This is a genomic window from Streptomyces sp. NPDC101194 (assembly GCF_044767885.1).
Classification (GTDB): domain Bacteria; phylum Actinomycetota; class Actinomycetes; order Streptomycetales; family Streptomycetaceae; genus Streptomyces.
In genome coordinates this window covers 237384-249881 of the sequence record NZ_JBIWOS010000009.1, presented here as the reverse complement: position 1 = coordinate 249881, position 12498 = coordinate 237384, and the positions used below count along the sequence as shown (strand labels likewise).

The following is a 12498-nucleotide window of genomic DNA, read 5'->3' as shown; positions in this document are numbered from 1 at the left end:
TTTGTGCCCTGCCGGTCCCGGGCCCCTGGGGCCTGCGTCCGTGACATCACCGCGCAGAGGATGGATGCGACTTGTCAGGACTAATCGTCTGGACCGCTTGATACTGGGACCATGGCACAGAAAACCTCTCGGCCGCACGCCCCGCCGACCCTCTCCGTCAAGGGCCGCGACGTACGGATACGCACCATCGGGCTCGTGGTGCTGGCGGGGCTCGCGATCTGGTTCATCGCCGTGAACACCGAATCGGTCGGCATCCGGTTGTGGGTCACCACGGTCACCCTGCCGCTCTGGGCGGTCCTGACGGTCACCCTGCTGGTCGGGTTGATCATGGGCGGGATCCTGGCCCACCGCCGTGCGAAGCGCTGAGTCCCCGAACCGACGCTCCGTCCGGACGATCGTCGACGACCGGTGAGTGGCCGCACCGGCGGGACGGTTGCGGCTCAGCACATCGATCGGCCTTTCCGCGGGGGGAAGTTCGCCATCCTCCAGGGGGGAGAAGCCGGCCGGTGGGCCGGTCAGCGGGAATCGGAGAAGAGCGCGTCGAGTTCCGGGAAGGTCATGCCGTCGGCGAGGCAGCCGTAGTCGCCGGTGGCGAAGAGCTCCTGCGCGGCGCGACGGGCGGCAGCGTAGGCGACCTGCGCCACGCCCGAGCCCAGACTGACGCGGGCCACACCGAGAGCGCCGAGCTCCGCGACCGTCGGGGCGCCGGTACCGGCCATGACGTTCAGCGGCACGGAGATGCCCCCGGCCAACGCCGAGATGGTGGCGGCGTCGGTGACGCCGGGGACGAAGATGCCGTCGGCGCCCGCATCGACGTACATGTGTGCCCGGGTCAGGGTTTCCTCCAATCGGGTGTCCGGGTCGCCGAGCCCGAACAGAAACGTGTCGACGCGGGCGTTGAGGAACAGGTCCGCACCTGCCCGGTCGGCGGTCTCCCGGGCCGCGGCCAGCCGTGTCGCGAGTTCGACCGGAGGACGGGTGCCGTCCTCGACATTGACGCCGACGACGCCCGCCGCGAGCACTTCGGAGACGGTCTCGGCAACGTCGGCGGCGTCCTTCCCGTACCCGCCCTCGATGTCGGCGGTGACCGGAACCGTGACGGCGGCGACAATCCGCGCGATCGCCTTCAGCGCCCGGTCGCGGGCAAGGCGGTCGCCGTCCGGAGAACCCAGCGACCAGGCGACGCCGGCACTGGTCGTGGCGATCGCGGGGGCGCCCGCGGCCTCGATGACGCGCGCGCTGGCGACATCCCAGGCATTGGCGAGCGCGAGGGGTGCGGACGGGGTGTGCAGGGAACGGAAGAGCTGGGCGTTGTTCGGCCGCGTGTTGGTCATGGAGGCAGTCAAACATCGACCGCCGCCCACCTTCTGGCGAGAATCCGACATCACGTCGATCTTGAGCCGGGCAGGCGGAACCGGGCGTGTTGGGCGCGCGGTGCGACCGGCCGAATGCTCTCGGGGTGCGCCCCGCACGGAATGGTGTCTAGGCTTGATGCGGTGGTCCACGAGGCATGCCGGAGCGGTGCAGATGACACCCCGGCCAGGAGGGCCACAGTCCTCGTCCTACGAGGGTCGCCATCGACACCTCACGGACCTCCGCCTAGAGGGAAGAGGAATCGGTATGAGGTCACATCGCATCCGCACGAGCGCCGCGGCGATCACCGCTGCGGTGGCCCTCCCGCTCTCGCTCGGCGCGTTCGCCCCCCAGGCGTTCGCCGGCAACGCAGCATCCAGCCCCTCCAGCACACCGAGCCCGTTCGGTCCGGAATGCTCCTCGCTGCCGCACAGCGGCAAGGGAAGTGCCGCCGGAATGTCCAAGGAACGCGTGGCCACGGCGGCGGCCAACAACCCGAAACTGACCAAGCTGGCACTCGCGTTGAAGGACGCCGGCCTCACCACCAAGCTCAATGATGCGAAGCACATCACGGTCTTCGCTCCCACGAACGCGGCCTTCGACAAGATCTCCGCGAAGCAACTCGCCAGCCTGCTCAAGGACAAGCCGCGACTCAAGAAGGTCCTGACCTACCACGTCGTGGACAAGACCATCACCCCCAGCGAGCTTTCCCACGGCAGCTTCAAGACGCTGGAGGGCTCCACGCTCAAGACCTCCGGGTCGGGCACGTCGTTCAAGGTCAACGACACCGCCAAGATCGTCTGCGGGGACATCAAGACGGCCAACGCCACCGTCTACCTCGTTGACGAGGTGCTCATGCCTCCGTCCTAGGAGCTGCTCTGCTTCGGGCTTCGATCGGCGTAGCGGGTGTACGGTCCCGCCTCCCGTTCCCAGGGAGGCGGGACCGTACACCCGACTCGGGGCAGCCGATGAACTTCATGAAGCACTCTGTAGGTCGAGGTCGTGGGGCAGTCGGACAGGAGAGGGGTGGGAGGCCGAAGCTCTCTCCCGCGCGCGTTTCGGCCTCGCACTGCTGCCCGCCATACCAGCGGCTGGTATCGGCATACCTCTCCCGGCAACACCAATGCCGTTTAGTCACCTCATAGTTGACAGGGGCAGGGCATGGCAGGACAGGACATGGCCCAGGGGGTGGGTGATCGTCCGGCGGGTCTGATTTCGTCGGGCCGGTACGGCGGCACGTGCTCAGACACCAAGGTCATCGCCGGCAAGGCACACGAGACGTTCGTGACGCGGGCCGCAAGATACGCACCGGTGCCTACTCGCGGCTCGACGGCTCCCCTTGATGTGGAAGTGAACTGGGCAAGAGTGGATCGTTGCCACCTCCGGAAATTTGTTCCTCGTACAGGGCTACCTTGTGGGAGATCAGCGCCGAGCAGGAGGACAGTTCCTCGATCTGGGTGGTTATCCGTTGCTGGTGGGTGTGCAGGAGGGCGAGCCGCGCTTGGAGGGTCGTGGGCCCCTCTCTCACGAGTGCCGCGTACTCGCGGATTGCGGGTAAGGGCATGCCGGACGCGCGGAGCCTGGTGCACAGGTGGAGCCACTCAAGATCTTTCTCTCCATAGACGCGGTTCCCACGAACGCGGCGAACCGGCAAGGCGAAGAGTCCTTCTTTTTCGTAGAAGCGCAGGGTATGCACGCTGAGACCAGTGCGTTCTGCAACCTGGCCGATCGTGAGGGACGACGTTTGAGCCATGCCCCGAGCGTACGGCTTGCCCTGGAGTCGACTCTAGGATCTAGCCTCCGGAACCATGACCTGTTCCCCTGTCGCATTGATCACCGGCGGCTCCGGAGGCCTCGGGGCGACCACCGCGCGTTTGCTGCTCGAGCGCGGCCACCGGGTCGCCATTACCGGACGCGATCGCCTCCGGCTCGACCGGTTCACCGAAAACTGTGGAAGTCCTGATCGACTGCTGGGCCTTGTCGCCGACGCCGCCGACCCCGAGGCGACGCAGTCTGCAGTGGACGCCACCCTCCAGAGGTACGGGCGGCTGGATGCAGTCGTCGCCAACGCAGGTTTCGCCAGGTCGGACAGCGTCATCGACGGCGATCCCTCTCATTGGCGGGAGATGGTGCTGACCAACGTTCTGGGACCGGCCATCGTCATGCGAGCCTCGGTGAAGGCGCTGAAGGCGACCCATGGTCGGATCGTCTTGGTGGGCAGCGTCGCAGGCTTCATCCATGCTCCCGGCAGCCTTTATGGTGCGACCAAGTGGGCGCTGACCGGCCTGGCCGAGAACGCCCGCCGCGCGCTGACAGGGCATGGCGTGGGGGTGACACTGGTCGCGCCGGGAGGTATGGAAACCAACTTCTGGGACAACCTGGGCGGGCGGCCGGAGAGGCCGATGCTGACCGCCATGCAGGTCGCTGAGTCGATCGTGTGGGCGGTTGGCCAGCCGTCCGGAGTAGACGTAAACACGCTGGTGGTCCGTCCGATTGGCCAGCCGGTCTGACGCGCTCCACCCCTGCAAGACGGTGCCGCGCCAGAAGCTGGGAGGCTCCGGCGCGGCATTGCTTCAACCGGTACAGCCGGGTACCGTGCCCGCGCAATTCGTCGGCACGTTGCCGCGGACGCGGCTGCTGTTGAGGATGACTGTGCCGCCGGTCCTGAGAATGCCGCCGGCGCCTAGTCCGTCTGTGGCCTCGTTGCTGTTGACGTTGGTGCGGAACAGGTTGACGGTGCCACTGAGATTGACGATCCCGCCACCATCACCCGCCACGTTGTCGTTGACGTTGCTGTCCTGGACCGTCAACTGACCGCCTGCGTTGGCGATTCCGCCCCCTGATTTCCGGCGCTGTTTCCGACACCGTCTTGGTCAGCTGACGGCATCGTGGAGTTCACCGAGCAGATCGGGCAGAACAACGGCAGCGTCGCCGAGCACTTCCCGCTCAAACGGCGAAGGGTTGTCGGCCCACGGTTGGGTGTTGACGAGTGCTCGGAGCGTGCCGGGACGGCAGTGGTCGATGAGCCCGGCTGCGGGAAACACTGTCCCGGACGTGCCGATGGCGATCCATACATCGGCGTGACGGGCAGCGTCGATCGAGGTGCGCATCTTCCTGGCCGGGAGTCGCTCTCCGAACAGGACTACGTCGGGCCGTGCGATGCGCCCGCAGTGCGGGCAGGTGGGCACGTTTTCGTGGAGGCTTTCGTCGAACCAGGCGCCATGGCGGGCATGGCATGCCCGCGCCGAGCAGCGGGTGTGGAACACGCTGCCGTGGAGGTCGGTGACATGCCTGGATCCCGCCCTGGCGTGGAGTCCGTCGACGTTTTGAGTGGCGATGCGCACGTCGAAGCAGGTTTCGGCAGCGGCCAACGCTTCGTGTGCCGGATTGGGCCTGGCGAGGGATGAGGCTTGCCGTAGTTCGTTCCAGTGCTCCCATGCCTGCTGCGCTCTGCCGTGCCAGCGGGATGCGGTGGTGAGTTTCGCGATGTCCGGGTTGCGGTCCCACAGCCCGTTGTCGCCTCGGTAGACGGGCAGCCCTGAAGGGGCGGAGATACCAGCCCCCGTGAGGACGGCGAGCCGGGGTTTACGGCCAGAGGCGACGGCATCAGTTCTCATCGGTGGCCTTTCTTCAGTTATGCCTTGGATTCGCGCTGGATGTATTGCCCTGTGAGGTTGGGGACGCGGCTGGCGGGTGGCTTGCCTGCGAGTGCAGTGTGTCCGCGGTGGTGATTGTAGGTGTGCGGCCATCGTGGGAAGGCGTCGCGTCGTTCCTGTTCTGAGCGGTAGGGGCGGGCGTAGGCCCATTTGTCGAGCAGGGTGCGGTTGAGGCGTTCGACTTTGCCGTTGGTCTGGGGCCGGTAGGGCAGGGTTCGCTTGTGGGTGATTCCGGCCTCTGCCAGGGCATCGCGCCAGGCGTGTGATCGAGGCGGGCCAGGCGGTAGCGGGTCAGGGTGCGGTGGACGGTGGAGGGCACCTGCTCGGGCTGGTGCCCTCCACCGTCCACAACCTTCCGAGACAGAACAACCAGGCGTCACACGCCCTCGCCCTTCGCCCAAGGGTGGGCAGACCGGCGGCGCCAGGAGGAGGGAAGGAGATCCCTTTGAGCGACGAGCCGTTGGACGAATGGGCCGAACGCCGGGACGCCCACCGGCCCGAGCCCGGCGCGCGCAGAGCTGTCCCTCTCGGTGACGGCCCCGCGCGGGGTGATCACGTCGACCTGGATACGGCGCGCGGGATACTGGAGTGGGACGGCCACCAGTGGGTTCCTTCTGGTGCAGCTGACGACCACGCAGCCGCCGTGGGGGAGACCGGCCCCCAGGACACGGCAGAGCGCGTCTCCCTTCCGTGATTCAGTGCCCTGCCATCTGCTCCGGAGCCGTGGAGGCCCACCGAGGACTTCTGACGGCCCTGACCCGGGCGTGTGCCACCTGAGGCCGGGCCATCGACCACATGAACACTGTCCGGTCCGGTCGGACCCGCTCAACACCCAGAAGGCCCGCACAGTTTCAGCTGTGCGGGCCTTTCCTCATGCTCCCCGGACTTGCGATAGCACACGGCCGGGCTGCCGTCTCTCTGCCTCCTGGGAGGGAGGAAGCTGGGAGACGAGTGGGAGACGATCATGACGCGTGGATGCGCGGGGATGCTGGAAAGCGCTGGATCGGAAGAGAAGTGGAGAGTGGATCACCCGGCGGATTCGCCGGCGTGGGGGCTCAGGACCCCCATGCCGATCAGGGCGAAGAGCAGAATGCCCAGAATGACCCGGTAGATGACGAACGGCATGAAGCTCTTGGTCGTGATGAACTTCATGAACCAGGCGATGACGGCATAGCCGACACCGAACGCGATCAGTGTGGCGAAGATGGTCGGCCCCCAGGACACATGTCCCTGGCCCGCGTCCTTCAGTTCGAAGACCCCCGAGGCCAGCACCGCCGGGATCGCCAGCAGGAACGAGTAGCGGGCCGCCGCCTCGCGGGTGTAGCCCATCAGCAGACCACCGCTGATGGTGGCGCCGGAGCGGGAGACACCCGGAATCAGCGCCATCGCCTGGCAGAAACCGAAGATCAGGCCGTCCTTCACCCCGAGTTCCTTGAGCGTCTTGCGCTCCTTGCTGGCCCGGTGCCTGCCGCCCGCCTCGTCGCGGGCGGCGAGACGGTCCGCGAAGCCCAGGACGATGCCCATCACGATCAGCGTGGTGGCGATCAGTCGCAGATCCCGGAACGGGCCCTCGATCTGGTCCTTGAGCGTCACACCGAGCACGCCGATGGGGATCGAGCCGACGATGACCAGCCAGCCCATCTGTGCGTCGTGGTCGCTCCGCATCGACCGGTCGACCAGCGAACGGAACCAGGCCGAGACGATCCGGACGATGTCCTTGCGGAAGTAGATGAGGACTGCCGCCTCCGTGCCGATCTGAGTGATGGCGGTGAACGCCGCACCCGGGTCGTGCCATCCGGCGAACGCCGCGGTGAGTCGCAGATGCGCGCTGGAGGAGATCGGCAGGAACTCGGTCAGTCCCTGAACGAGGCCCAGGACGAACGATTCGAACCAGCTCATGGGGCTTTGGCCATCCCGGAGGTGATCGTGCATCGGCCGACGGCCGTGAGAGCCGTCGGCAGCGTGCGGATGTGGAGTCGAATGAGGGCAGGGCCGCGCCGCGCCCGGAGATTTCGGTCGGTCGCGGGCAGGGTATCGCCCTCAGATGAACAACATTGCGTGTACCCCCGCGCCGCCCGACCCACCACTGCCCGCCCCGCGCGCACCGGATCACTCGGCGGCGAGGCGGTGGCGCTTGCGCCAGGCGACGACGGCCGCGCCGATCCCCGTCAGCACGATGAACCCGGTCGCGGCCAGGAACGCGGGGGACGTCGGTGACGAGGCCTCGCTGCCCGCGACGACATACGCGGCGGTGTTCGGGACCGAACCGAGCCCCGTGGCCATCAGGAACGGCGGATATCTCATGCGTGAGACCGCCGCGCAGTAGTTGGCCGCCGCGAAGGGCACGCCGGGAAACAGTCGCAGCGCCAGCATCGAGCGGAAACCGTGCCGGCTCAACTGACCGTCCGCCGCCTTGAGCCAGCGCCCGCGCAGCAGCGTACGGAGAGCGTCCTGCCCCAGTACCCGTCCCAGGGCGAACGAGATGCCCGCGCCGAGCACCGTGCCCGCCAGGCAGGCGGCCAGGCCCGCCTGCGAACCGAACAGCGCACCGGCGGCGAGGTTGAGCAGCGGCCGCGGCACGAAGGCCACGGTGCACACGCCGTACGCGGCGGCGAACAGCGCGATCGCGGTGGCGCCCCCGCTCAGCCGGGTGGGCCAGCCGGTGGCGAGCAGCCGTTGGGGATCGAGGAGCAGCGTCGTCGCCGCGGCGCCCAGCAGCACCGCCACGAGCAGTGAGAACCGGGACCAGGGCGAGAGCAGAGCCCTCGTACAGCGCACGGCGAGGCCGGTGGCGGGCCGGGCGGCGGGGACGGGGTCGAGCATGCGGGGAGACTAACCGACGCCCGTGTGCGATCGCCGTAATGCGATGGTACGTACCGGACGGCCGCCCGTGCCCGCACCGGCGTCCCGGTGGCGACGCGGCCTGGGCGGAGGGGCGGAGGCCGAACTCCCTTGTCGGCCCGCGCCGTCCGCACGGGAAAACCATTCGACGCCGCCAGGTCCCTCGGCCATCATCGGAGTCATGTTCCGGTACGCCTTCCTCGCAGCGTCGTCCGCAGTCGCGGACGCGCCGAAGGCTGCCGTGAGCCCCGTCACCGCAGCGGCAGTCGTCGCAGCAGCGTTCGCCGCTGCCGCAGCGTCCATCGGCGGCGCCCGAAGCTGACCCTCCCCCGACAGTCCGGCGGACCCCGCAGGGGGAGGGTCGGCGGGGCCCTGGGGTCTTCTCACTCAGCTTCGAATTCCAAGGAATGAGCCATGCCCAAGACGGCATACGTGCGCACCAAGCCCCACCTCAACATCGGCACCATGGGCCACGTCGACCACGGCAAGACCACCCTGACGGCGGCCATCACCAAGGTGCTCAGCGACCGGGGAACCGGGACGTACGTCCCGTTCGACCGGATCGACCGCGCGCCGGAGGAGACGCAGCGCGGCATCACCATCAACATCGCGCACGTCGAGTACGAGACCGACACCCGTCACTACGCGCATGTCGACATGCCGGGGCACGCCGACTACATCAAGAACATGGTCACCGGCGCCGCCCAGCTCGACGGGGCGATCCTGGTCGTCTCGGCGCTCGACGGCATCATGCCGCAGACCGCCGAGCACGTACTGCTCGCCCGCCAAGTGGGCGTCGACCACATCGTCGTCGCCCTCAACAAGGCCGACGCGGGCGACCCGGAGCTGACCGACCTCGTCGAGCTGGAGGTCCGTGAGCTGCTCTCCGCGCACGGCTACGGCGGTGACTCCGCCCCCGTGGTCCGGGTGTCGGGCCTCAAGGCCCTGGAGGGCGACCCGCGCTGGACCTCGGCCGTCGAGGCGCTGCTGGACGCCGTCGACACGTATGTGCCGATGCCGGTCCGCTACACGGACGCGCCGTTCCTGCTGTCGGTGGAGAACGTCCTGACCATCACCGGCCGGGGCACCGTCGTCACCGGGGCGGTCGAGCGCGGCACCGTGCGGGTCGGTGACCGGGTGTCGGTGCTGGGCCCGGACATCGAGACGGTCGTCACCGGTCTGGAGACCTTCGGGAAGCCGATGGAGTCGGCCGAGGCCGGCGACAACGTGGCCCTGCTGCTGCGCGGCGTGGAGCGCGACCGGGTCCGCCGCGGCCATGTGGTGGCGGCGCCCGGCAGCGTGACGCCGAGCCGACGTTTCACCGCGCAGGTGTACGTCCTGTCGGCGCGGGAGGGCGGTCGGACCACCCCGGTCACGACCGGCTACCGGCCGCAGTTCTACATCCGCACCGCGGACGTCGTCGGAGACGTCGACCTCGGCGCGGTGGCGGTGGCGCGACCCGGTGACACGGTCGACCTGACCGTCGAACTGGGCCGTGACGTCCCGCTGGAGACCGGGCTCGGTTTCGCGATCCGCGAGGGCGGCCGCACCGTCGGCGCGGGCACCGTCACCGGACTGCTCTGAGACGTGCCGCACCAGGGGCCCGCCTCCCGTACCCCAGGGGAGGCGGGCCCGATGCCGTGCGCAAGACTGACGGCATGACAGAAACTGCACTGGTGTTGGGTGCCGGCGGTGTCACCGGCAGCGCCTGGGAGACCGGAATTCTGTACGGGCTCGCGAAGGCGGGCGTGGACCTCGGCGACGTCGACATGATCATCGGGAGCTCGGCAGGCGCGGTGGTCGGCGCGCAGCTGGCCTCCGGGCTGGTCGGCCTTCCCGAACTGTACGAACTCCAGCTCGCCGATCCACAGGGCTTGACCGGCGGCAGGCTCGGCGTGCCGACCCTCCTGCGCTACGCGGGAGCCGTGCTGTCCTCGCGTACCCCCGAGGCGTACGGCCGGAAGCTGGCCCGGATCGCGCGAGGCGCCCGCCTCGGTGTCACGGCGGAGCAACGGCGCGCGGCCATCGCCGATCGCCTTCCGTCGTCCGACTGGCCCGAGCGGGCCCTGCGCGTCACCGCGGTCGACGCGGCCACCGGCGAACTCCACACGTTCGACAAGGACAGTGGAATTCCGCTCGTGGACGCCGTCACCGCGAGTTCCGCCGTCCCGGCCGTCTGGCCCGTCGCCACCGTCGAAGGACGGTCCTGGATCGACGGAGGGGTGCACTCCACGGCCAACGCCCATCTGGCGGAGGGCTACGGACGCGTCGTCGTCATCGCTCCGACGGCCAGTGGCAACAAGGTCATCGTCTCGCCGCGCTCGCAGGCGGCCGAGCTCGTCGCGAAGGGCGCCCGCGTGGAAGTCATCACCCCGGACGCGGCTGCGAAGAAGGCCTTCGGGCGCAATCCCCTCGACCCGGCGTGCCGGGCCGCGGCGGCCCGCGCCGGGCTCGCGCAGTCGGCCGCGCACACCGCAGCCGTCACCGCGGTCATGAGCGGCTGATCGTTCACCGCACAATGGGGGAGTGAACGAGTCGATACCCGTCATCAGGGACGTGGACCAGGGCACCGCCAGGCTCCTCCCGGACGTCGACCGGGACAGGGCCTGGCTGCTCACCGTCGACGGCGCACCCCAGTCGTACGTCGACCTCGACGCGCCGGACCATCTCGAATTCGAGTACGTACGACGCCTCGCGCACGTCGTGGACTGCGCCGCGGCACCGGGCGCACCGCTGGACGTCCTGCACCTCGGCGGCGGTGCGCTCACCCTGCCCCGCTATGTGGCCGCGACCAGGCCGGGATCCCGCCAGGACGTCGCCGAGGCCGACCTCGGGCTCCTCGCCCTGGTCGCCGAGCAACTGCCGGTCCCCGACGGCAGCGGGATCGCCGTGCACGGCGAGGACGCCCGCAGTCGGCTGGAACGGACGCCGCCCGGATCCCTCGACGTCCTGGTCGCGGATGTCTTCGGCGGCTCCCGGGTGCCCGCTCACCTCACCACCGTCGAGTACGCCGGGGCCGCCCGCCGGGCGCTGCGCGACGGCGGGACGTACGCCGCCAATCTCGCGGACGGTGCGCCGTTCGACTTCCTCCGCTCCCAACTGGCCACGTTCGCGGTCGTCTTCGAAGAGCTCGCGCTGATCGCCGAACCGGCGGTGCTGCGCGGTCGGCGCTTCGGCAATGTCGTTCTCGTCGCCTCCCGAAGCCCCATCGACATCGCGATGCTGACCCGCCGCTGCGCCGCCGACGCCTTCCCCGCCAGGGTCGAGCACGGCCGCGCGCTGGACCGGCTCACCGGAGCCGCCCGGCCGGTCGGGGACGGCGAGGCGGTCGCCTCACCCGAGCCGCCCGACGGAGCCTTCGGCATCGGCTGAGGACGGCCGCGAGGCCTTGGCCGCCACCACCTCGGTGGTGGCGGCGCGGGTCAGATTGCGTACCTCGGGCACGAACAGCACGGCGCCGGTGACCAGCACGATCAAGGCCGCGCAGCCCCACAGGGCCTGGCTGCGACCGACCAGGGACTCGACCGGACCGGCGAGCGCGGTGGCGACCGGCATCATCGCCACCGAGCCGAACCAGTCGTACGCCGAGACCCGCGACAGTTTCTCCTCCGGGATCTCCTGGTGCATGGTCGTCATCCACGAGACGCCGAACACCTCGATGGCGACGCCGCTCACGAACATCACCACGCAGAGCCCGGCCACCGGCAGCGGGACCGCGAGTCCGGCCGACGGCAGGGCCAGCGGGAAGACGCAGAGGGTTCCGGCCAGCAGCAGCCGCCGGGGCTTCCAGCGTGTCATCAAGCACGCGCCGCCCAGCGTGCCGACCCCGAACGCGGCAAGCGCGAAGCCCCAGGGACGGGCGCCACCGAGCTCGTCCCGGGCGACCAGCGGCCCGTACACCGACTCGGCGGCCCCCACAGCTGCGACCACCACCGAGAACTGGGCCACGATGCTCCACAGCCACGGGCGGCCGATGAACTCCTGCCAGCCGTCGCGCAGATCGGCGAGCAGCCCGCCGCCCGGCGCGCGCGAGGGAATGTGGCTGACGTCGAGGAAGGCGCGGAGCGCACCCGCCAACGCGAAGGACGCCGCATCGATGGCCAGCACCCAGCCCGGATCCATGGCGGCGATCATGGCGCCGCCGAGCGCCGCCCCGCCGATCGTCGCGCCCTGCATGGCCATTCGGAACAGGGCGAAGGCACGGCTCGCCTGCTCACGGCTGACGCTGGACATCAACATGCCCTCGGCCGCCGGGTTGAAGAATGCCTGCCCGGTCCCGCACAGCGCGGTGAGCAGCATCATCTGCCACAGCTTCGGATCGCCGGCCAGCACGAGCCAGGCGAAGGCGGCCTGCGAGACGCAGTTGAGGGCGTTCGCCGCGACCATCACACGGTGGCGGGGCAGGCGGTCCGCGACCGCCCCGCCGATCAGCAGGAAGAGCACCAGTGGTGCGGCCCTGGCAGCGGCGACCAGACCGACGTCGCCGCCGTCGCCGCCCGACTCCAGAACGGCGAACGCCGCCGCGATCAGGGCACCATGGGTGCCCAGGCCCGTGATGATCGCGGCGGCGGTCAGGAGCCGGTAGTTGCGGCCCGAGCGGCGCACAGGGGGAACGGGGGCGGAAGCTGCAGTCACCGAGCGACTATCG

The 12498-nt window shown here is 69.4% G+C and carries 14 protein-coding genes and 1 pseudogene; 7 read left to right on the top strand and 8 right to left on the bottom strand.

Annotated features, from left to right (window positions below):
- Positions 1-111 precede the first annotated feature (111 nt).
- Positions 112-366, top strand: coding sequence for a LapA family protein (locus ACIRP2_RS29600; protein ID WP_351085683.1), 255 nt, complete (start codon positions 112-114; stop codon positions 364-366).
- A gap of 149 nt (positions 367-515) precedes the next feature.
- Here the strand turns inward: ACIRP2_RS29600 and ACIRP2_RS29595 are convergent, their stop codons facing one another.
- Entirely contained in the window at positions 516-1334 is an 819-nt protein-coding gene (locus tag ACIRP2_RS29595) for an isocitrate lyase/phosphoenolpyruvate mutase family protein (protein WP_404255535.1), read from the bottom strand.
- 286 nt (positions 1335-1620) lie between these two features.
- Between ACIRP2_RS29595 and ACIRP2_RS29590 the strand changes: the two genes are divergently transcribed.
- Entirely contained in the window at positions 1621-2223 is a 603-nt protein-coding gene (locus tag ACIRP2_RS29590; RefSeq protein WP_404255533.1) for a fasciclin domain-containing protein, read from the top strand.
- 445 nt (positions 2224-2668) lie between these two features.
- Here ACIRP2_RS29590 and ACIRP2_RS29585 read toward each other — a convergent pair whose 3' ends face one another.
- Positions 2669-3106: a MerR family transcriptional regulator gene (locus ACIRP2_RS29585; RefSeq protein WP_404255531.1), complete on the bottom strand. Its 438-nt coding sequence runs from the start codon at positions 3104-3106 to the stop codon at positions 2669-2671.
- Between the two features lie 55 nt (positions 3107-3161).
- Here ACIRP2_RS29585 and ACIRP2_RS29580 point away from each other — a divergent pair, with 55 nt between their 5' ends.
- Positions 3162-3863, top strand: coding sequence for an SDR family oxidoreductase (locus ACIRP2_RS29580; RefSeq protein ID WP_404255529.1), 702 nt, complete (start codon positions 3162-3164; stop codon positions 3861-3863).
- 63 nt (positions 3864-3926) lie between these two features.
- On the opposite strand, the gene ACIRP2_RS29575 is transcribed toward ACIRP2_RS29580, so the two are convergent.
- The 3 genes and pseudogenes from ACIRP2_RS29575 to ACIRP2_RS29565 all read right to left on the bottom strand — a co-directional run.
- Positions 3927-4163 carry a hypothetical protein gene (locus ACIRP2_RS29575; RefSeq protein ID WP_404255527.1) on the bottom strand — a complete coding sequence of 79 codons (237 nt, stop codon included), beginning with the start codon at positions 4161-4163 and terminating at the stop codon, positions 3927-3929.
- A 63-nt stretch (positions 4164-4226) separates the two neighbouring features.
- On the bottom strand, positions 4227-4970 hold the full coding sequence (locus tag ACIRP2_RS29570) for an SIR2 family NAD-dependent protein deacylase (protein ID WP_404255525.1): 744 nt from the start codon (positions 4968-4970) through the stop codon (positions 4227-4229).
- Positions 4971-4987: 17 nt separating this feature from the next.
- Positions 4988-5278 (bottom strand): annotated as a pseudogene (locus tag ACIRP2_RS29565) (integrase core domain-containing protein); the annotation flags it as partial.
- A 176-nt stretch (positions 5279-5454) separates the two neighbouring features.
- Between ACIRP2_RS29565 and ACIRP2_RS29560 the strand changes: the two are divergent.
- Entirely contained in the window at positions 5455-5703 is a 249-nt protein-coding gene (locus tag ACIRP2_RS29560) for a DUF6087 family protein (protein WP_404255523.1), read from the top strand.
- Between the two features lie 332 nt (positions 5704-6035).
- Here the strand turns inward: ACIRP2_RS29560 and ACIRP2_RS29555 are convergent, their stop codons facing one another.
- Both ACIRP2_RS29555 and ACIRP2_RS29550 read right to left on the bottom strand, forming a co-directional pair.
- Complete coding sequence (locus tag ACIRP2_RS29555; RefSeq protein ID WP_404255521.1) at positions 6036-6908, bottom strand: undecaprenyl-diphosphate phosphatase; 873 nt, start codon at positions 6906-6908, stop codon at positions 6036-6038.
- 210 nt (positions 6909-7118) lie between these two features.
- The gene (locus ACIRP2_RS29550) at positions 7119-7832 is read right to left on the bottom strand and encodes a TVP38/TMEM64 family protein (RefSeq protein WP_404255519.1); all 714 of its coding nucleotides are present in this window, start codon (positions 7830-7832) and stop codon (positions 7119-7121) included.
- 432 nt (positions 7833-8264) lie between these two features.
- Between ACIRP2_RS29550 and tuf the strand changes: the two genes are divergently transcribed.
- The 3 genes from tuf (at position 8265) to ACIRP2_RS29535 (ending at position 11222) form a co-directional block, all read left to right on the top strand.
- Positions 8265-9434 (top strand): elongation factor Tu, encoded by a 1170-nt coding sequence (gene tuf, locus ACIRP2_RS29545; RefSeq protein WP_404255517.1) that lies wholly within the window; start codon positions 8265-8267, stop codon positions 9432-9434.
- A 74-nt stretch (positions 9435-9508) separates the two neighbouring features.
- Positions 9509-10354 carry a patatin-like phospholipase family protein gene (locus ACIRP2_RS29540; protein ID WP_404255515.1) on the top strand — a complete coding sequence of 282 codons (846 nt, stop codon included), beginning with the start codon at positions 9509-9511 and terminating at the stop codon, positions 10352-10354.
- A 22-nt stretch (positions 10355-10376) separates the two neighbouring features.
- A complete protein-coding gene (locus ACIRP2_RS29535; RefSeq protein WP_404255513.1) occupies positions 10377-11222 on the top strand; it encodes a spermidine synthase in 846 nt (281 codons plus the stop codon).
- On the opposite strand, the gene ACIRP2_RS29530 is transcribed toward ACIRP2_RS29535, so the two are convergent.
- On the bottom strand, positions 11184-12485 hold the full coding sequence (locus ACIRP2_RS29530) for an MFS transporter (protein ID WP_404255511.1): 1302 nt from the start codon (positions 12483-12485) through the stop codon (positions 11184-11186). The two genes, ACIRP2_RS29535 and ACIRP2_RS29530, sit on opposite strands and share 39 nt — an antisense overlap.
- Between the last annotated feature and the right edge of the window lie 13 nt (positions 12486-12498).

Excerpts from the sequence above, each read along its gene's own strand:
- ACIRP2_RS29600 (WP_351085683.1), top strand. The coding sequence starts at position 112 with ATGGCACAGAAAACCTCTCGGCCGCACGCCCCGCCGACCCTCTCCGTC.
- ACIRP2_RS29595 (WP_404255535.1), bottom strand. The coding sequence starts at position 1,334 with ATGACCAACACGCGGCCGAACAACGCCCAGCTCTTCCGTTCCCTGCAC.
- ACIRP2_RS29590 (WP_404255533.1), top strand. The coding sequence starts at position 1,621 with ATGAGGTCACATCGCATCCGCACGAGCGCCGCGGCGATCACCGCTGCG.
- ACIRP2_RS29585 (WP_404255531.1), bottom strand. The coding sequence starts at position 3,106 with ATGGCTCAAACGTCGTCCCTCACGATCGGCCAGGTTGCAGAACGCACT.
- ACIRP2_RS29580 (WP_404255529.1), top strand. The coding sequence starts at position 3,162 with ATGACCTGTTCCCCTGTCGCATTGATCACCGGCGGCTCCGGAGGCCTC.
- ACIRP2_RS29570 (WP_404255525.1), bottom strand. The coding sequence starts at position 4,970 with ATGAGAACTGATGCCGTCGCCTCTGGCCGTAAACCCCGGCTCGCCGTC.
- ACIRP2_RS29555 (WP_404255521.1), bottom strand. The coding sequence starts at position 6,908 with ATGAGCTGGTTCGAATCGTTCGTCCTGGGCCTCGTTCAGGGACTGACC.
- ACIRP2_RS29550 (WP_404255519.1), bottom strand. The coding sequence starts at position 7,832 with ATGCTCGACCCCGTCCCCGCCGCCCGGCCCGCCACCGGCCTCGCCGTG.
- tuf (WP_404255517.1), top strand. The coding sequence starts at position 8,265 with ATGCCCAAGACGGCATACGTGCGCACCAAGCCCCACCTCAACATCGGC.
- ACIRP2_RS29540 (WP_404255515.1), top strand. The coding sequence starts at position 9,509 with ATGACAGAAACTGCACTGGTGTTGGGTGCCGGCGGTGTCACCGGCAGC.